Origin of the sequence: Galbitalea sp. SE-J8 (assembly GCF_030345695.1) — a bacterium.
GTDB lineage: Bacteria > Actinomycetota > Actinomycetes > Actinomycetales > Microbacteriaceae > JAUASV01.
Map to the genome: position 1 here is coordinate 44,438 of NZ_JAUASV010000015.1, position 18,419 is coordinate 62,856.

At 75.4% G+C, this 18,419-nt stretch carries 10 protein-coding genes; all 10 read left to right on the plus strand.

Translation table 11 applies throughout. The features are described 5' to 3' along the window. Positions 1 to 32 precede the first annotated feature (32 nt). The 10 genes from QT381_RS10680 to QT381_RS10725 all read left to right on the plus strand — a co-directional run bounded on the left by QT381_RS10680 (position 33) and on the right by QT381_RS10725 (position 18,293). Positions 33 to 1,457 carry an aminobutyraldehyde dehydrogenase gene (locus QT381_RS10680; protein ID WP_289248924.1) on the plus strand — a complete coding sequence of 475 codons (1,425 nt, stop codon included), beginning with the start codon at positions 33 to 35 and terminating at the stop codon, positions 1,455 to 1,457. 85 nt (positions 1,458 to 1,542) lie between these two features. Further along, entirely contained in the window at positions 1,543 to 2,037 is a 495-nt protein-coding gene (locus tag QT381_RS10685) for an FHA domain-containing protein (protein WP_289248925.1), read from the plus strand. Between the two features lie 43 nt (positions 2,038 to 2,080). Beyond that, a complete protein-coding gene (locus QT381_RS10690; protein WP_289248926.1) occupies positions 2,081 to 2,920 on the plus strand; it encodes a PP2C family protein-serine/threonine phosphatase in 840 nt (279 codons plus the stop codon). Between the two features lie 89 nt (positions 2,921 to 3,009). Further along, on the plus strand, positions 3,010 to 4,428 hold the full coding sequence (locus QT381_RS10695) for a serine/threonine-protein kinase (RefSeq protein WP_289248927.1): 1,419 nt from the start codon (positions 3,010 to 3,012) through the stop codon (positions 4,426 to 4,428). Then, positions 4,407 to 10,283 carry an Ig-like domain-containing protein gene (locus QT381_RS10700; protein WP_289248928.1) on the plus strand — a complete coding sequence of 1,959 codons (5,877 nt, stop codon included), beginning with the start codon at positions 4,407 to 4,409 and terminating at the stop codon, positions 10,281 to 10,283. Before QT381_RS10695 ends, QT381_RS10700 begins: the two co-directional genes overlap by 22 nt. Further along, positions 10,280 to 11,266 carry an AAA family ATPase gene (locus tag QT381_RS10705; RefSeq protein ID WP_289248929.1) on the plus strand — a complete coding sequence of 329 codons (987 nt, stop codon included), beginning with the start codon at positions 10,280 to 10,282 and terminating at the stop codon, positions 11,264 to 11,266. The genes QT381_RS10700 and QT381_RS10705 overlap by 4 nt, the downstream gene beginning before the upstream one ends. 7 nt (positions 11,267 to 11,273) lie before the next feature. After that, a complete protein-coding gene (locus tag QT381_RS10710; RefSeq protein WP_289248930.1) occupies positions 11,274 to 12,713 on the plus strand; it encodes a DUF58 domain-containing protein in 1,440 nt (479 codons plus the stop codon). Beyond that, entirely contained in the window at positions 12,710 to 15,007 is a 2,298-nt protein-coding gene (locus QT381_RS10715; protein WP_289248931.1) for a transglutaminaseTgpA domain-containing protein, read from the plus strand. The genes QT381_RS10710 and QT381_RS10715 overlap by 4 nt, the downstream gene beginning before the upstream one ends. Continuing rightward, entirely contained in the window at positions 15,004 to 15,330 is a 327-nt protein-coding gene (locus tag QT381_RS10720) for an FHA domain-containing protein (protein ID WP_289248932.1), read from the plus strand. The genes QT381_RS10715 and QT381_RS10720 overlap by 4 nt, the downstream gene beginning before the upstream one ends. 89 nt (positions 15,331 to 15,419) lie before the next feature. Further along, positions 15,420 to 18,293, plus strand: coding sequence for an FtsK/SpoIIIE domain-containing protein (locus QT381_RS10725; RefSeq protein ID WP_289248933.1), 2,874 nt, complete (start codon positions 15,420 to 15,422; stop codon positions 18,291 to 18,293). Positions 18,294 to 18,419: the final 126 nt, after the last annotated feature.

The following is an 18,419-nucleotide window of genomic DNA, read 5'->3' on the forward strand; positions in this document are numbered from 1 at the left end:
TGGGGCGGCATCCGCTTCGGTAGGGTGTCGCCATGGCGAGCGTGCGCAACTTCATCAACGGGGAGTACGTCGAGGCGCGGGGCGAGGGCGCGTTCGACGTCGTCGATCCGGCCACCGAGGAGGTGTACGCGTCGAGCCCGGTGAGCGGACCGGCGGACGTCGACGCCGCGTTCTCGGCGGCCGCCGCGGCCTTCGCGACCTGGGGCGAGACGACGCCCGCGGAGCGTCAGCTCGCGCTGTTCCGCATCGCCGACGCGATCGAGGCCCGGGCCGCGGAGTTCGCCGCGGTCGAGTCGAAGGACACCGGCAAGCCGCTGAAGAGCCTCATCGAGGACGAGATCCTCGTCTCGGTCGACCAGATCCGGTTCTTCGCGGGCGAGGCCCGGCACCTGCAGGGCATGGCGACCGGCGAGTACCTCGCCGACCACACCAGCTCCATCCGCCGCGAGCCGATCGGCGTCGTCGGCCAGGTGACGCCGTGGAACTACCCGCTCAACATGGCGACCTGGAAGTTCGCGCCGGCGCTCGCCGCGGGCAACACCACGGTGCTCAAGCCCTCCGACACGACGCCGTCGTCGACGCTGCTGCTCGCCGAGGTCGCGGCCGAGTTCCTGCCGCCGGGCGTGCTCAATGTCATCACGGGCGACCGCACGACGGGCGCGCTCATGGTCGACCACCCCGTCCCGCAGCTGGTCTCGATCACCGGCAGCGTGCGGGCCGGCATGGAGGTCGCGCGCGCCGCATCCGCCGACCTCAAGCGCGTGCACCTGGAGCTCGGCGGCAAGGCGCCCGTCATCGTGTTCGCGGATGCCGACATCCCCGCCGCGGTCGAGGGCATCGGCGGCGCGGGCTATTTCAACGCCGGTCAGGACTGCACGGCGGCGACGCGCGTGCTCGTGCACGCGTCGATCCACGACGAGTTCGTCGCGGCGCTCACCGCCTGGGCGCGGGAGAACGCGACGACGGGCGCGCCCGAGACGGACGTCTACTTCGGCCCGGTGAACAACGCGAGCCAGCTCGCCCGCGTCGCGGGGATGATCGAGCGGCTGCCCGACCACGCGAGCGTCGAGCTCGGCGGGCACCGCGTCGTCGGCGGCGGCTACTTCTACGAGGCGACCGTGGTGTCGGGCCTGCAGCAGGACGACGAGGCCATCCAGGACGAGATCTTCGGCCCGGTGATCACCGTGCAGAGCTTCACCGACGAGGCCGAGGCGCTCGCTCACGCGAACGGCGTGCGCTACGGCCTGTCGTCGAGCGTCTGGACGAGGGACCACGCCACGGCGCTGCGGATGGCGAAGCGGCTCGACTTCGGCTGCGTCTGGATCAACACGCACATCCCGCTCGTCGCGGAGATGCCGCACGGCGGGTTCAAGCACTCCGGCTACGGCAAGGACCTCTCGTCGTATGGCTTCGAGGATTACACTCGCGTCAAGCACGTGATGTCGTACATCGGTTGATCGACTCGCGCGCCGATCAGACCGATTCGGCGGCGGGCGGCAGCGGCTCCGACGCGGAGTCGGGTGTGCGGGGAGGGCAGCACGGGTGGACGAGTTCGACGACACCGAGGTGCGACGGCGCATCCCGAACCCGACGGGGCTGTCGTTCGAGGACACCATCATGCGCGCCCGGCTGCCGCAGGAGCCGCGTGCGGAGCTCGCCGCCGACGAGGCGGTGCCCGCGCTCGACCTGTACGGCTTCCGGCTGAGCGGCTCGGAGGTCGTCGTCGTGCTCGACCGTCCCGCGGTCGTCGGCCGCCGTCCGGCGCCGCCGGGTCCCGCATCCGGTCTCGCGCCGCGCCTCGTCACGGTCGCGTCGCCGCGCCAGGAGGTCTCGTCGACGCACGTCGAGCTGCGTCAGGTCGGGGCGAGCGTGCTCGTCACCGACCTTCGCTCGACGAACGGCTCGATCGTGGTGTTCCCGGGCGCGCCGGGCCGCGCGCTGAGCGGCGGCGAGTCGATCGCCGTGACGCCCGGCACCCTCATCGACATCGGCGACGGAAACGTGATCGAGATCCTGCCGCTGAGCCAGGTCGACTGAGAGAGATGAGTGCTGAGGGACGTGCAGTGACGGGGATCGGCCGATGACCGAGATCGGGCAGGCGAGCGCTGCGACGACCGTGGCGTTCCGGGCGGCGGACGAGTCGCCCGTGCGCCTCGCCTGGGCGGCGGTGACGGATGTCGGACGCAAGCGCCAGACGAACGAGGACAGCTATCTCGTGCAGCCCCCGGTGTTCGCGGTCGCGGACGGCATGGGCGGGCACCTCGCGGGCGACCTCGCGAGCGCGGCCGTCGTCGTGCGGCTGAGCGAGCGGCTGACCGGCCCGACCGCGACGACGGCCGACGTCGAGCGCGCGCTCTTCGAGGCCACCTACGACATCGGCGTGATCGCGGGCGAGAGCGACATCGGCGTCGGCACGACCGTGACGGGCGCCGTGCTCATGGACATCGACGGCGTGCCGTATTTCGGCGTGTTCAACGTCGGCGACAGCCGGGTGTACGAGTTCGAGGGCGGCATGCTGCACCAGGTCACGACGGACCACTCGCTCGTGCAGGAGCTCGTCGACTCGGGGCTCATCACGAGGGCGCAGGCCTTCCAGCATCCCGAGGGCAACATCATCACGCGCGCGATCGGCTTCGAGGCGCGCCCGGTGCCCGACTACGTGCTCGTGCCCGTGCGCCGCGGGCTCCGTCTCGTCGTGTGCTCGGACGGTCTCACCGGCGAGGTGCGCGAGGACCGGGTGCGCTCGATCGTCGCGGGGGCGCCGAGCGCGGATGCGGCGGCGAGCGGCCTCGTCGACGCGGCGCTCGTCGCGGGCGGTCGCGACAACGTCACGGTCGTCGTCGTCGACGTCGTCGACGGGCCGGAGCGCGGCGCTGACGACGACGACACGGCGCCCGACGGCAGGTTCGGCCTCCGCTGATCCCCAGCGTTCTCCCGGCCGGTTCCAATATTCCGAAAGGAACTCGAAAACCGTAGAATGGGGCGAACGTTTCGCGGGGGAGGGGCGCCATGGCCAGACGGCTTCCGTCGCAGCCCCCCGCGCTGCCCGGGTTCAGCTACGTGCGCGTGCTCGGCTCGGGCGGATTCGCCGACGTCTTCCTCTACGAGCAGAACATGCCGCGGCGCCAGGTCGCGGTCAAGGTGCTGCTGAGCGAGGTCGTCAACGACGGCGTGCGGCAGATGTTCCAGGCCGAGGCGAACCTCATGGCGCAGCTGAGCGCGCATCCGTCGATCCTCACCGTGTACCAGGCGAGCGTGTCGTCGGACGGCCGCCCGTACCTCGTCATGGAGCTGTGCAGTTCGTCGCTCGCCACGCGCTACCGCTCCGAGCTGCTGCCGGTGGCCGAGGTGCTGCGCATCGGCGTCAAGATCGGCAGCGCGATCGAGACCGCGCACCGGGCGGGCGTGCTGCACCGCGATCTCAAGCCGTCCAACATCCTGATGACGGCATACGGCCACCCCGTGCTCGCCGACTTCGGCATCGCCGCGACGCTCGCCGAGGTCGACTCGCAGGAGGCCGTCGGCCTGTCCATCCCGTGGTCGGCGCCCGAGGTGCTGATGGACGAGTCGGCGGGCACCGTGCGGAGCGAGGTGTGGGCGTTCGCGGCGACCGTGTACTCGCTGCTCGCCGGGCGGTCGCCGTTCGAGGCGCCCGGCGGCGACAACACCTCCGGCGCGCTCATCGGCCGCATCAACCGCGCGAAGCCGCATCCGGTGGACCGCCCCGACGCCCCGGAGTCGCTCGAGCGCGCACTGGCCCGCGGCCTCGCGCGCGCCCCGCGCGACCGGCCGGCGAGCGTGCTCGAGCTCGTGCGCGAGTTGCAGGCCGTCGAGGCCGAGCTCGGGCTCGCCCCGACCTCGATCGAGGTGGCCATGGACGACTGGGCGCTCGCCACGGCGAGCGACCTCGCCGACCGCACCGTCGTGCGCGGTCTCCCGCGCGAGGTGACGCCGGCCGGCGCGAACGGACGCCGTCGCCGGCGCCGCGGGGCCGCTCCGGCGGCGCTCGACGCATCCGGCTCCCGCTCGGACCGCCGGGTCACGGGCTCGAGCCTCGGGCGTCCGTCGTCGCGCGGGGCGCAGGCGCTCGCCTGGGTGCTCGTCGCGGTCGCGGTCGTGCTCATCGCCGTCGGGGCGACCGTGGGCGTGCTGCTGCTGCGCAGCGACCGCGGCGAGGTGCCCGTGGTGTCCGACATCGCCGCCCGGGTCGCGGACGGCTCGATCGAGTTCAGCTGGCGCGACCCCGGCCTCGACGCCGGGGACCAGTACCAGATCCGCACCGCCGACGGCGCCACGAGCGCCCAGACCGTGCCGCGGTTCGTGGTCGAGGCGCCGCCGGGCGACGAGGTGTGCGTGACCGTCACGGTCGTCCACGACGGACGACCGGGCGCCCCGAGCGGCAGCAAGTGCGCGACCGTGCCGGGCTGATTCCGACCATGCCGCTCTCCTGGCTGCGCGCCCACCGCTCGTTCGCGGTCACCGCGACGATCGCGGTGATCGCCTCGGTGCTCGTCGCGGTCGCCGCGGTCACGAGCGCGGGGTTCGCGTCGCAGCGCGTCGACACGGATGACGCGGCCGTCTGGGTCGCGGCGACCGACCTGGGGCACGTCGGCCGCGTGAACACGCAGATCGCCCAGCTCGACGCGGCCGTGCCGGTCGACGGCGCCGACGAGCGCATCGCGCAGGACGGCCGCACCGTCATCGCGCTCGACACCGCGGATGCCCGTGCCGACGTGCTCGACCCGGTCACCTCGGCCGTGACCGCGACCGTGCCGCTGCCGCCGGAGCAGCCCGACCTGTTCCTCGCCGGCGGGATCGCGGCGATCTTCTCGTCGGGCACCGGACAGCTCTGGCTGCGCGACGCCGCGGGGCTCGAGAGCTTCGACACGCGCTCGCGCGAGACGCTCGCGCTCGGTGCGGGCACGGTCGCGGACGCGACCCCCGGCGGCGTGCTCGTCGCCCTCACCGCGGCCACCGGCCAGGTGCGGCTCATCGATCTGGCGCGCGGCGAGGTGCGCAGCACCCGGGCCGCGGCGATCCCCGTCTCGAGGACCGTCACGGTCACGGTGGCCGACGGGCACACGGCACTGCTCGACGCGGCGGCGCGGCGCCTCGAGGTCGACGGACACGTCGTCGACCTCTCCGCGATCGCGCCGGACGACGGCTCTCTCGTGCTGCAACGGCCGAGCGACGGCGGCGACGGGGTGCTCGTCGCGTACGACGGCGGCCTCGCGCTCGTGCCGTTCACGGGCGGCCCGCCGCGCATCCTCGTGCCGGAGGCGGCGGGCGCGCCGGTCGCCCCCGTCGTCGTGGCGGGCTGCGCGTTCGCGGCGTGGACGGGCGGCTCGGTGTGGCGCGACTGCGGCGACGGCGGCCGCGCTCTCTCCGCCGGAGTCGTCGGCTCGACGGGTCTCGCCTTCCAGCTCAACGGCGAGCACGTCGTGCTCAACGACACGGCGAGCGGCACGTCGTGGGCGGTGCAGGGCGACGGCGCGCGCGTCGACAACTGGGGCGACTTCGTCGATCCCGACACCCGGTCGGACGACGAGACGTCGACGGACGACGAGGACGAGGTCGTCGTCGAGAAGGACCAGCGCCCGCCGATCGCGTCCGACGACGACCTCGGCGCCCGGCCCGGCCGCACGACCGTGCTGCCGGTGCTCGTGAACGACGTCGATCCGAACGGCGACGTGCTCGTCATCGCGTCCGTCGGCGCTCTCGCGGGTGTCGACGGTGCCGTCGTGCAGCTCATCGACGAGAACCAGCGACTGCAGATCTCGCTGCCCGACGACGCGGCCGGCGTCGCCCGGTTCGACTACACCGTGAGCGACGGGCGCGGCGGCACCGACTCGGCGCGCGTCACGGTCTCGGTGCGCCCCGATTCGGTCAACGGCGCCCCGCGGCAGGTGCGCTCGACGACCCGGGAGGTCGCCGCCGGATCGAGCACGCTCGTGAGCGCCCTCGACGACTGGGTCGATCCGGACGGCGACCCGGTCTACGTGTCCTCCGCGGTCGTGAGCGCCCCGGACTCGGTCAGCTACACGCCCGACGGCTCCGTGCGGATCAGCGCGGATGCCGGCAGCTCCGGCCGGCTGCCCGTCGCGCTCGCGGTCTCCGACGGCCGCGCGGTCGGCAGCGGATCGATCACGGCGACCGTCGTGACGCGCAGCCGGCTGACCCTCGTCGTCGACCCGTTCGCGGTCGTCGTGCCGGCCGGGCAGGACGTGACGGTGTCGCCGCTCGACCACGTGCGCGGCCGCACCGACTCCGTGCGGCTCAACGCCGTGCCGCCGCGCACCGGGGCCACGATCACGCCGAACTACGACGCCGGCGAGTTCGTGTTCTCGAGCGACGAGGTGCGCACCCACTACCTCACGTTCGTCGTCACCGACGACGACTCGACGGCCACCGGCGTCGTGCGCATCGACGTCGTGCCGCCGCCCGACGTCAATGCGACGCCGATCACGGTGCCGAAGACCGCGTTCGTGCACGAGCAGTCGTCGACGGTGCTCGACGTGGCCGGCACCGACATCGATCCCGCCGGGGGCGTGCTCATCGTGACGGGGCTCGACGCATCGCCGGAGCACGTCGAGGCGGAGATCGTCGACCAGAGCGCGGTGCGCGTGTCGCTCACCGGACCGATCGCGAAGGGTGCGCGGATCGGCTACACCGTCACGAACGGGCTCGCGTCGGCGACCGGGTCGATCTCGGTGGTCGACATCCCGACGCCGCCGACCCGGCAGCCGCCGATCGCGCGCGACGACGTCGCGACGGCGCGGGTGGGCGACGTCGTCACGATCGACGTGCTCGCCAACGACGAGCAGCCCGACGGCCTCCCGTTCTCGCTCGACCCGAGGCTCGTCGACCCGCTCACGGGCGCGAGCGGCCTGCTGTTCGCCTCCGGTGACCACCTGCGCTACCTCGCCCCCGACCATCCCGGAAACTTCGTCGGCGTCTACCAGATCAGCGGATCCGACGGCCAGGTCGCGCAGGCCGAGGTGCGCATCCAGGTGCGCGAGGTCGATCCCGCCACGAACCGCGCCCCGGTGCCGCGGGCCGTGACGGCGCGCGTGTTCGCGGGCCGCACCGTGCGCATCCCGATCCCGCTCGACGGGCTCGACCCCGACGGCGACTCGGTGCAGCTCATCGGCCAGTCGTCCAACCCGGGTCGCGGGGCGGTCACGGCGACGGGCGCCGACTGGGTCGAGTACACGGCGGGCGAGTACTCGACCGGCACCGACTCGTTCGCGTACGCCGTGACGGATGCGCTCGGCGCACGCGCGACCGGCACCGTGCGGATCGGGATCGCCGCGCCGGTCGGCGGCACGCGCGACCCGGTGGCCACGCGCGACGAGGTGACGGTGCGTCCGGGCCGCGCGATCACCGTGCAGGTGCTCGCGAACGACTCCGACCCGGACGGCGGGCGGCTCACGGTCGTCGCGGCCGAGCCCACCCGGACCGGGCTCGGCGTGTCGGTCTCCGACGGCCGCGTGCTCGTCATCCAGGCGCCCACGGCACCGGGGACCTACGGCGTGCTCTACACCGTGCAGAACGCCGCGGGCGGCTCGAGCTCCGCGTTCGTGGTCGTCAGCGTCGCGGCGGACGCCCCGCTCGCGTACCCGGTCGTCGGCGACACCGTGCTCGGTCTCGCCGACATCGCGGGGCGCGGCACCGTGACCGTCGACGTGCTCCGCGGCGCGTTCTTCGCCGAGGGCCCGGTCGACGCTCTCGACGTCTCGGTGGTTCCCGGCTACGGCTCGGCCGCGACCGTCACGGCCGACAAGCGCATCGTCGTGCCCGTGCTCGCGGTCAGCCAGATCATCCCGTTCGTCGTCGCGCATCCCGACGACCCCGGGGTGCGCTCCTACGCGCTCATCCGGGTGCCGGGCAATGCGCAGGCGGTGCCGCAGATCAACGCGGCCGCGCCCCCGCTCGAGGTGGAGAGCGGCGCGACGCTCACGATCGAGCTCGCCCAGCGCGTGCTCACCGCGTCGGGCCGGGTGCGCCTCGCCGACACCTCCAGCGTGCAGGCCACGCACGCGGACGGCGAGCCGCTCGTGGTCGACGAGGACACCCTGCGCTTCGTCTCGGCCACGGGCTACAGCGGGCCGGCATCCGTCTCGTTCGAGGTCACCGACGGGCGCACCGCGACCGATCCGGAGGGCCGGCGCGCGGTCATCGTGCTGCCCATCTCGGTCGTGCCGAGCGCGAGCGCGCCGCCGGTGTTCACCGGAACCCTCATCGAGTTCGAGCCGGGCCAGCAGAAGCAGATCGACCTCGCGCGGCTCACCGAGGCGGCGCGCCCGGACGCCGTCGACGCGCTCGCCTTCTCCGTCGTCGGCACGCCGCCGACCGGCTTCTCGTACCGCGCGAGCGGGCACACGCTCACCCTGCGCGCGGACGACGATGCGCGGACGGGCACGCAGACCTCGATCTCGATCGCCGTGCGCGACCGCAACGGATCGGGTCGCTCCGGCCGCATCCGGCTCACGGTGGTCGGCTCCACGCGCCCGCTCGCCCAGCCCGTGCCCGACGTCGTGACCGTGCAGCGCGGCGTGGAGACCTCGATCGACGTGCTCGAGAACGACGAGGCGACCAACCCGTTCCCGCAGACCGGCCTCGAGCTCGTCTCGATCGGCTCGTCGCTGCCCGCGGGCGTGCGCCTCGACACCGAGCTCGAGACCGGGCTCGTGACCATCCGGGTCGCGCGCGACGCCGCACCCGTCGACACGGTCGTGCCGTACGTCGTCGAGGACGCCACGGGCGATCCCGCGCGCTACGGCTACGGCACGCTGCGCATCTCGGTGCAGGACGTGCCCGCGACGCCCGCGGCGCCGGTGCGCCAGGCGGACTCGTTCGTGAACGGCGAGCTGACGCTGCGCATCACGCCGCCCGCGCAGAACAACTCCGCCATCACGTCGTACCGCATCGTCAGCTCCAGCCGCGCCCCCATCGACCAGGACTGCGGGCTCGCGCTGATCTGCTCCGTGACCGGCCTCGACGTGGGCGCCGAGTACCGGTTCTCGGTCGTCGCGGTCAACGGCATCGGCCCGTCGAAGCGCAGCCCGGTGAGCGAGGCGTACACCGTCGACTACCGCCCCGCCGCACCCGCGACCGTCACGGCGGCGCCGACGCCGCAGACGGATGCGCCCGCCGGACGCTCCATCACGGTGAGCTGGAGCGCCGTGCCCGATCCGAGCCCGGGCAGCGCGGTCACCGGCTACACGGTGACCGTGACCGGTCCCGGGGTGGACTTCTCGTCGGCGGCGACGAGCCCGTTCACGACGACCGCGGGCGGCGCGCTCGTCAACGACGCGCAGTACACGGTGGCGGTGTACGCCCGCAATCGCGCGCAGGTGCTGAGCGACGACGACTGGCGGCGCGCGTCGACCACGGTGCGCACCGTGGGCCCGCCGTCGGCCCCCGCGAGCGGTCCGACGGCCGTGCTCGCGCCATCCGGGGACGGGTCGATCACCGTGAGCTGGGGACGCGCCACGCCGAACGGCGGCGCCGGGCCGAGCTACGCGGTCGCGCGCTTCGACGGCACGGTCGACACGCCGCCCTGCACGGTCGACGCGAAGCGGGGCGTGCTCGCGGGCGCCGCCGGCGCGACGTCGCCCTACACCGACACGACGGCCGTGGACGGCGCGACGTACACGTACGTCGTGTACGCGGACAACGGGGTGTTCTGCGCCTCGACCGCCTCGGGCGCCGTCGAGAGCGAGCGGCCGCCGGGCCGGGCCGGCGCGACGCTCACCGCCGCGTACCGCGACGGCCGCCACGACCTGCGGGTCTCGGGGCTCAGCGCGCCCGGCACCGTCGCGCGCTACCAGTACCGCATCGGATCGGGCGCCTGGGCGGCCGTGTCGAACGGCGACTACCTCACGTCCGCCGCCGACGGAAGCGTCTACGGCGGCGCGGTCACGGCGCAGTTCCGGGCCTGCCGCGACGCGAGCGACTCGTTCTGCGGGCCGCCGTCGGCGGGCGTGACCGCGACCCCGGTGAACGTGCGCGCGGGCGTCACGACGTGCGTACCCGGATCGGCGCCGGTGTGGAGCGATCCGTCGAATCCCGCGGGTCCCGTGTCGGTGTCGCGGCAGTACTCGTACGACCGGCAGACGCCGCTGGTCACCGACTGGTCGGACTGGGAGGAGGAGCCCTATGGGGACGCCGACCCTGTACCGTCGGATGCGATCGGGGTGCGCGTACGCGCGACGGTCACCCTGCCCGACGGGTCGACGTGGGTCGACGTGGATTACGGAGAGGCGGCGTGCGGCCCATGAGCCCGAGCAGCGCGACGATGACGCCCGAGCAGGCGACGTGGTTCCACGACACGGTCGAGCGGCTGATCGCGAACGTCGAGACGGTGCTCATCGGCAAGACCTTCGTCGTGCGCCTGGCGTTCACGGCGCTGCTGTCCGACGGTCACCTCCTGCTCGAGGACGTTCCCGGCACCGGCAAGACGAGCCTCGCGCGTGCCGTCGCGCAGACCGTGTCGGGCACGAGCTCGCGCATCCAGTTCACGCCCGACCTGCTGCCGGGCGACATCACGGGCGTGAGCATCTACGACCAGCGCTCGGGCGAGTTCGAGTTCCACCCCGGACCGGTGTTCGCGAACATCGTGCTCGCCGACGAGATCAACCGGGCGAGCCCGAAGACCCAGGCGGCGCTGCTCGAGGTCATGGAGGAGGGGCGCGTCACGGTCGACGGCGTGCCGCATCCGGTCGACGCGCCGTTCCTCGTCATCGCGACGCAGAACCCCATCGAGCAGGCGGGAACCTACCGCCTGCCCGAGGCGCAGCTCGACCGCTTCCTGATCAAGGCGTCGATCGGCTACCCCGACCACGCCGCGACGCTGCGCATCCTCGACGGCGCGGGCGTGAAGGCGCACGAGCTCGAGGTGCCCGCGATCGCGAGCACCCAGGTGGTGCGCGAGCTCGTGCGCCTCGCGCGCACCGTGCACGTCGACGCGTCGATCACCGACTACGTCTCCCGGCTCGTCGACGCGACGCGCTCCGCGCCGGAGGTGCGACTCGGAGCGAGCGTGCGCGGCGCGCTCGCGCTCGTGCGCAGCGCGAAGACGTACGCCGCGGCATCCGGCCGGCACTACGTGGTGCCGGACGACGTGAAGGCGCTCGCCGAGGGCGTGCTCGCCCACCGGCTCGTGCTCGACCCGGAGGCCGAGTTCGAGGGGGTGAGCGCGACGAGCATCATCGCGCAGGTGCTCATCGAGACGCCGCCGCCGAGCGAGCGAGCCGGAATCTGACGGCGCGATGACCACGCCCGGCAGCCCGACGACGCCCGGCCGCCCGGCGCCCGGCAGCCCGACGACGCGCCGCTCCCCGCGGGCGACGGGCACGCAGAGCACGGGTGGCACGGGTGGCACGACCGTGCGCGACACGCTCGCGATCACGGGCTCGCGCTCGCGGCTCGCCGGGGAGCGGGGCGTCGCGGCGGATGCCGTGGTCGGCCTCGGGCGCGTCGCCCGCACCGTGCGCGCCGTTCTCGCCCGCACGCTGCGCCGGGTCGCGGAGATCGTCACGCCGCTCGGCTGGTCGGTGCTGGGCGCGATCCCGGTCGGCCTCGTCGTCGGCTACGCGTTCGGCTGGGCCGAGTTCCTCACGATCGGCTGGGCGTCGGTCGCGCTCGTGGCCATCGCGGTGATGTACCTCGCGACCGGCTCGGTCGACTCGATCGCGCTCAGCGTGCCGCGCAACCGGATCGTCGCGGGGGAGAGCACGACGGGCACGGTGCGGGCGGCCAACGCCCGCCGTCGTCGCGCGCTCGGCATCATCGTCGAGGTGCCCGTCGGCGACGGGCTCGCCCGCATCCCGCTGCCACCGCTCGCCCGCGGGGAGGTCGCCGAGCGCGCGTTCGCCGTGCCGACCGCCCGCCGCGGCGTGCTCACCGTCGGTCCCGCCCGCACCGTGAACGCCGACCCGATCGGGCTCGTGCGCCGGGAGCTCGTGTTCAGCGGCATGACCGAGCTGTTCGTGCACCCCCGCACCGTGTCGCTCGCGGGCGTCGCGGGCGGCCTCACGCCCGACCTGGAGGGGCAGGCGCAGCGCGAGCTGACCGCGAGCGACCTCGCGTTCCACGCCGTGCGCGAGTACCTGCCGGGCGACGAGCGCCGGCACATCCACTGGCGGTCGACGGCGAAGACCGGCCGCTACATGGTGCGGCAGTTCGAGCAGACCCGGCGCAGCAGCCTCGTGATCGCGCTCGCCCTCGACGAGGGCGGCTACGCCTCCGACGCGGAGTTCGAGCTCGCCGTGAGCGTCGCGGCGAGCATCGGTGCCCGGGCCGTGCGCACGACCCGGGATGTCGCGTTCGTGGTGAGCGCGGATGCGCCGACGCGCGTGCGTGCGGACGCCCCCGTCATCCGTTCGCTGTCGACGGTCACCCCGGCGCGCCTGCTCGACGATCTCGCGCGGGTCGACCGCGCCGTGGATCGCGCCGACCTGCCGACGGTCGCACGCGTCGCGGCCGCCGCGACGCGCGGGGCGAGCGTCGCGTTCCTGGTCTGCGGGTCGGCGGTGTCCGCCTCCGCCGTGCGCCGCTCCGCCGCCCGGTTCGACCCCGGTGTGCGGGTCGTCGCCCTGATCGTGGACCCGGATGCCGCGCCGGAGTACTCGCGCACGCGCGCACTCGCGGTGGCGCGCCTCGGCGCGCTCGACGACGTGCGCGGCGCGATCGAGCGGGTGCTCGGATGAGCCGCGCCGCCGTCGCCGTGACGACGCTGTTCTACACGCTCGCCCTCGGCCTCGCGACCGCGACGTTCTGGCTCGTCTACCAGGACCCCTGGTTCTTCGTGGTCGCGGGCGCCGGGATGCTCGGCGGTGTCGGCCTGGCCCTCGTCGGCCGCGCCCTGCGCTGGCCGGCCCCCGTGGTCGCGATCGTCGCCCTCGTGCTGTTCGCCCTCGCCGGCGTGCCGCTCGCCGTGCCGGGGGCGGCGATCGGCGGCGTGCTGCCCTCGCTCGACGGCGAGGTGCAGCTGTTCGCCGCCGTCGTGACGTCGTGGAAGCAGCTCGTCACCATCGCGCCGCCGGTCGGCGGCTACCAGGCGCTGCTCGTGCCGCCGCTGCTGCTCGCGTTCGCCGGCGGTGTCGTGGGCGCGAGCACGCTCACCCGCACGCGCATCCCGGACGCTGCGGCGCTCGTGCCCGTCGCCGTGTTCACCGTCGCGATCGCGCTCGGCGTCGAGACGGTGCGCTTCCCGCGCGCGAGCGGGCTGCTGCTGCTCGCGCTGCTGCTCGCGATGATCGTCAGCCGCCGGGCGTTCTCGCGCCGGGCGGCGGTCGCGCGCGCGCTCGCCGCGACGCCCGGCGTGCTGCGTCCGCACGCGATCGCGGGCGCCGAGCGCCGCCGCACGGTGCGCTCGGCGGCGCTCGCCGTCGGCATCGTGCTCGTCGCGAGCACGGTCGGTGCGGCGGCCGCCGTCGTCGCGCCCGCGCAGCACGCCCGCTCCGTGGTGCGATCCGTCGTCCCGCAGCCGTTCGACGCGAACGCCTACCCCAGCCCGCTCGGCGCGTTCCGCTCGTACCTGCGGCAGCCGACGCGCGACGCCACGCTGTTCACGGTGACGGGCCTCGCACCGGGTGCGCGCATCCGTCTCGCCACCCTCGACGCGTACGACGGCGTGTCGTACACGGTGGGCGGCACGGGGGCGGACGCGGCCTACTTCTCCCGACTGCCGTTCCGCATCGACCGCTCCGCCGAGCCGGGTCGCGCGAGCACCGTGTCGATCGTCGTCGGCGACTACGCGGGACGCTGGCTGCCGACGATCGGCGACGTGGAGACGGTGCGCTTCGCCGGCCCGCGCGCCGCGGCGCTCGGCGACGAGCTCGTCATCGACCCGGAGACGAGCACGGCCGCCGTGCCCCCGGGCGTCGAGACGGGCGACGTCGTGACGATCGACTCCGTGCTGCCGGTGGCGCCGCCCGAGTCGGCCTGGCCGTCGCTGACCCCCGGCGCCGCGGTCGTGCCCGGCGCGAGCGTCGTGCCCGAGGGACTGGAGGTCGCGCTCGCGGCGTTCACCGCGGGAGCGACGGATGCCGGCGAGCGGCTCGCGGCGATGGTCGCGGGACTGCGCGCGGGCACCCTGAGCCACGGCGAGGCCGGCCAGGCGAGGAGCGCGCCCGGACACTCCGCGGCGCGCATCACGACGCTGCTGTCGAGCGAGGCGATGGTCGGCGACCAGGAGCAGTACGCCGTCGCGGGCGCCCTCATGGCCGGGCAGCTCGGCTTCCCGGCGCGCGTCGTGGTCGGCTTCGCGCCCGACGTCTCGGCCGGCGGCAGCACGCCCGTGACGGGCGCCGACGTGAGCGCCTGGCTGGAGGTCGACACCGCGCAGAACGGCTGGGTGCCGATCGACGTGACGCCGACCACGACCGAGGTGCCGGCGACCTCGGACGATGACGACGACGCGGTCGCCCGACCGCCCACGATCGTACGGGTGACGCCGGGCGACGTGCCGGAGGAGACGGGCGCCGCCGACCCGGAGAACACGCACGCGGCGTCCCCGCTCGACGGCGTTCTCGCCACCGTGCTCGCGATCGTGCGGGCGGCGTCCTGGGTGCTCGCGGTGCTCGGCGTCGTCGCCGCCCCGTTCGTCTCGATCGTCGTCGCGAAGGCCCGTCGACGCCGCCGGCGGCGGCGCCGGGGGCCGCCCTCGGCGCGCGTCGCCGCCGGCTGGCGGGAGTTCGAGGACGCGGTCGTCGACCACGGATACGGCGTTCCGCAGTCGGCGACCCGGGCGGAGTTCGCCGCGACGCTGTCGAGCTCGCGGGCGCTCGTGCTCGCGGCGGTCGCGGACCGGGCGGCGTTCGGGCCCGACGCCGTCGACGACGAGGAGGTCGGCCGCGTCTGGCGGGCGGTCGACGAGCTGCGGGCCGCGCTCGACCGCGGCTCGGGAGGGTGGGGCCGCGTGCGGGCGCGGGTCTCGCTGCGCTCGTTCGGCCGGTCGCGCCGCGCCCGCGTCGCGCGGCGCCGGGGCGCATCCTCGTGACCGCCGGGTTCGCGCTGCAGTTCAGCACGGGCGAGTTCGTCGAGGTGCGCGGCGCGGGCCTCGTCGGCCGCGCACCGGCGGCCGAGCCGGGGGAGCGGGTCGACCAGCTCGTGCCGATCACCGACCCGACGCGCTCGGTCTCGAAGACGCACCTCGCGTTCGGCATCGACGACGGCGCGCTCTGGGTGAGCGACCGCCACAGCGCGAACGGCACGCGCGTCGAGTCGGGCGGCACGCAGCGTCGCTGCGAGCCCGGGCGGCGCTACCGGGTGCCGCGCGGCGGCCGGATCTGGATCGGCGATCAGTTCATCGTGGTCGGCTGACCGGCGACCCGTCCTCCCCAGGCGCCCGCGCGGGTCGCCCGCGCCCATCCCGGCGTCGGCGGATGCCGCGGCGCGGTTCACTGCCTCGCATGCGCACGATCGACCCCACCGAGCGGATCCCCGCCCCGAACCCCGTGCAGGACGCCCCGCGCCCGCCGTCCCCCCTCGTCGCCGCCGTGGCACCCGTCGTGGTGAGCCTCGTGCTGTGGGCGGTGACCCGGTCGGCGTTCGCCCTGGTGTTCGCGGCTCTCGGGCCGCTCGTCGCCGTCGGAACGCTCGTCGACGGGCGGTGGGGCGCGCGCCGGCAGCGGCGCCGCGAGGCGGCGCGGTTCGCCGCGGAGCTCACCCGGTCGGTCGAGCGCGTCGAGCGCGCCCACGCCGAGGAGCGCCGACGGCTCGACGCCGAGCGGCCGGACCTGGCGGCGCTCGTGGCGCGCGGCGGGCACGACCCCGATCGCTGGACGTCGAGCCTCGACGACGTGCGGGTCGTGCTCGGCCGCGGGCGCCGGCCGAGCGCCGTGCGGCTCGACGTCGCGGTGCGGGCGCTCGACGACGACCCGCGCCTCGACGCGCTCGCGCGCCGGGCGGCGGAGCTCGGCGACGCGCCGCTCGTCGCCGCCGGCGGCATCGCGGTCGTCGGCCCCGCCCCGCTCGCGAGGGCCGTCGCGCGGGGGTACCTGCTGCAGCTCGCGATCCGGCTCGACCCGGCGGCGCACGTCCTCGTCGTGCCCGAGGGCGCCGACGCGGGTGCGGGCGCGGAGGCGGCGTGGCTCGCGCGGCTGCCGCATCCGCTCGTGCGCGACCCGGCCGTGCCGGACGGCGAGGTGCGCGTGCGCGGCACCGCCGGCGAGCTCGTGGTCGCGATCGCTCCCCGGCCGGATCGTGCGCCGGCGCGGTGCCGCACGGTCGTCGACCTGACCGCCGCCCCGGTGCTCGCGCGGCACGACGACCGCGAGCTCGCCGGCCCGCTCGACGTGGAGCCGGTGAGCGCGCCGCTCGCCGCCCGTCGAGCCGAGCAGCTCGCGCGCAGCGCGGGCCGGGCGCGCGGGCGGGCGGCGCCCGAGCCGCCCGCGGCGGCCGCCTTCGCGGACCTCGCCGCCGCGCTCGGGACGGATGCGGCCCGGGCCGGTCTCGCCGCGCCGCTCGGCCTCGCCGCCGCCGGCCGTCCGCTCTGGGTCGACCTCGTGCGCGACGGGCCGCACGCCGTGGTCGGCGGCACGACGGGCAGCGGCAAGAGCGAGCTGCTCGTGGCCTGGGTGCTCGCGCTCGCCGCGGGCCGATCGCCCGCCGAGGTGACGTTCCTGCTCGTCGACTTCAAGGGCGGGGCCGCGTTCGCACCGCTCGCCGACCTGCCGCACTGCGTCGGCGTGATCACCGACCTCTCGCCCGTGACGGCAGCCCGCGCGCTCGCGAGCCTGCGGGCGGAGGTGCGCGTGCGGGAGCGCGAGCTCGCGCTCGCCGCGGCGCGCTCGATCGACGAGCTGCCCGAGGGCGTGCTGGCGCGGCTCGTCATCGTGGTCGACGAGTACGCGGCCGTCGTCGCGGGCGACCCGGAGCTGCACGCGCTGTTCACCGATCTCGCCGCCCGCGGGCGCTCGCTCGGCATCCACCTCGTGCTGTGCACGCAGCGCCCGGCCGGCGTCGTGCGGGACGGCGTGCTCGCGAACGTCGACCTGCGGGTGTCGCTGCGCGTCAACAACCGCGCCGACAGCGCGGCCGTGCTCGGAACGGATGCCGCTGCCGCGATCCCGGCGGCGCGGCCCGGCCGTGCCCTCGTCGCGGTCGCCGGCGCCGAGCCGGTGCCCGTGCAGGTGGCCCTCGCGACGGCGGCGGACGCGCACCGGATCGCCGCGGCGACGCCGGGCCCGCACGACGGCGTCCGCCGGCCGTGGCTCGATCCGCTGCCCGAGACGCTGCCGCTCGCGACCCTGGCGCGGCTCGCACCGCCGTCCGGCGCGATCGTGCTGGGCCTCGCCGACCGGCCCGCGGAGCAGGCGCAGCCGCCGGTGCTCTGGCGCCCGGCGGCGGACGGGCACCTGCTCGTGCTCGGCGCCGCGAGCAGCGGCCGCACCGCGGCGCTCGCCACGATCGCGGCGCAGGCGGGGGCATCCGTCGTCGTGCCGGGCGACGTCGAGGGCGCGTGGGACGTCGTCACGACCCTCGCGGCCGCGGTCGAGTCCGGCCGGCGGCTCGACACGGTCGTGCTGATCGACGACGTCGACGCGGTGCTCGCCCGGATGCCCGACGAGCACGCGCTCGCCTTCGCCGACGCGCTCGGCACCGTGCTGCGCTCGGGGCGCGCGGCCGGCGTCGGCGTCGCGCTGACCGCGCAGCGGCTGCACGGCGCGCTCGCGTCGATCGCGGCGCTGTGCGACCGGCGGCTCACGCTGCGGATGCCGTCCCGGCAGGACCACCTGCTCGCGGGGGCCGCGGCGGAGTGCTTCGACGCCGCGGCCCCGCCCGGCCGCGGCTCCCTCGACGGCTGCTGGGTGCAGGTCGCGGGGGTCGACGCCGCGTTGCCCGCCCCCGCGGCCACCGCCGTGCCCGAGCTCGACCTCGCCGGCGAGCCGTTGCTCGCGGTGGTCGCGGCCGCGCCGGCGCCGGTGCGCCGGGCGCTGCGCGCAGCCGGGTTCGCGGTCGTCGAGGCCGACGCCGGCCGGCCCGCGGTCGAGGCGGCTCTCGGGCGAGGCGGGGAGCGGCTCGCGGCGCTCGGCGACCCCGCGGCGTGGCAGTCCGCGTGGGGGCTGCTGCCCGCCGTCGCCGAGCGGGCGCGCGTGCTGCTCGTCGGCTGCTCGCCGGCCGACGTGCGCGGCGCGCTGCGCACGCGCGAGCTGCCGCCGCCGGTCGCGGCGGGAGCGGATCGGGCCCTCGCGCTCGACCCGGACGGGGTGCCCGTGCGCGTGCGCCTGCGCTGGCCGATCCGTCAGCGATCCGCGGATGTCGCCACGGAATCCGTAGGCTGATCGCGCTGGCACGGATGATCTCGTGAACATCGTGTTACAGCGTCACCGATCCGGTCGGTGATGGGTGACCGGGCTTCACCGCTGTGCCAGGATCGGAGCCAGGTCGCCCTCGGGCCGCGGGGGCCG

Coding starts and splice junctions, on each gene's coding strand:
- QT381_RS10695 (WP_289248927.1), top strand. CDS start 3,010: ATGGCCAGACGGCTTCCGTCGCAGCCCCCCGCGCTGCCCGGGTTCAGC.
- QT381_RS10690 (WP_289248926.1), top strand. CDS start 2,081: ATGACCGAGATCGGGCAGGCGAGCGCTGCGACGACCGTGGCGTTCCGG.
- QT381_RS10725 (WP_289248933.1), top strand. CDS start 15,420: ATGCGCACGATCGACCCCACCGAGCGGATCCCCGCCCCGAACCCCGTG.
- QT381_RS10715 (WP_289248931.1), top strand. CDS start 12,710: ATGAGCCGCGCCGCCGTCGCCGTGACGACGCTGTTCTACACGCTCGCC.
- QT381_RS10705 (WP_289248929.1), top strand. CDS start 10,280: ATGAGCCCGAGCAGCGCGACGATGACGCCCGAGCAGGCGACGTGGTTC.
- QT381_RS10710 (WP_289248930.1), top strand. CDS start 11,274: ATGACCACGCCCGGCAGCCCGACGACGCCCGGCCGCCCGGCGCCCGGC.
- QT381_RS10680 (WP_289248924.1), top strand. CDS start 33: ATGGCGAGCGTGCGCAACTTCATCAACGGGGAGTACGTCGAGGCGCGG.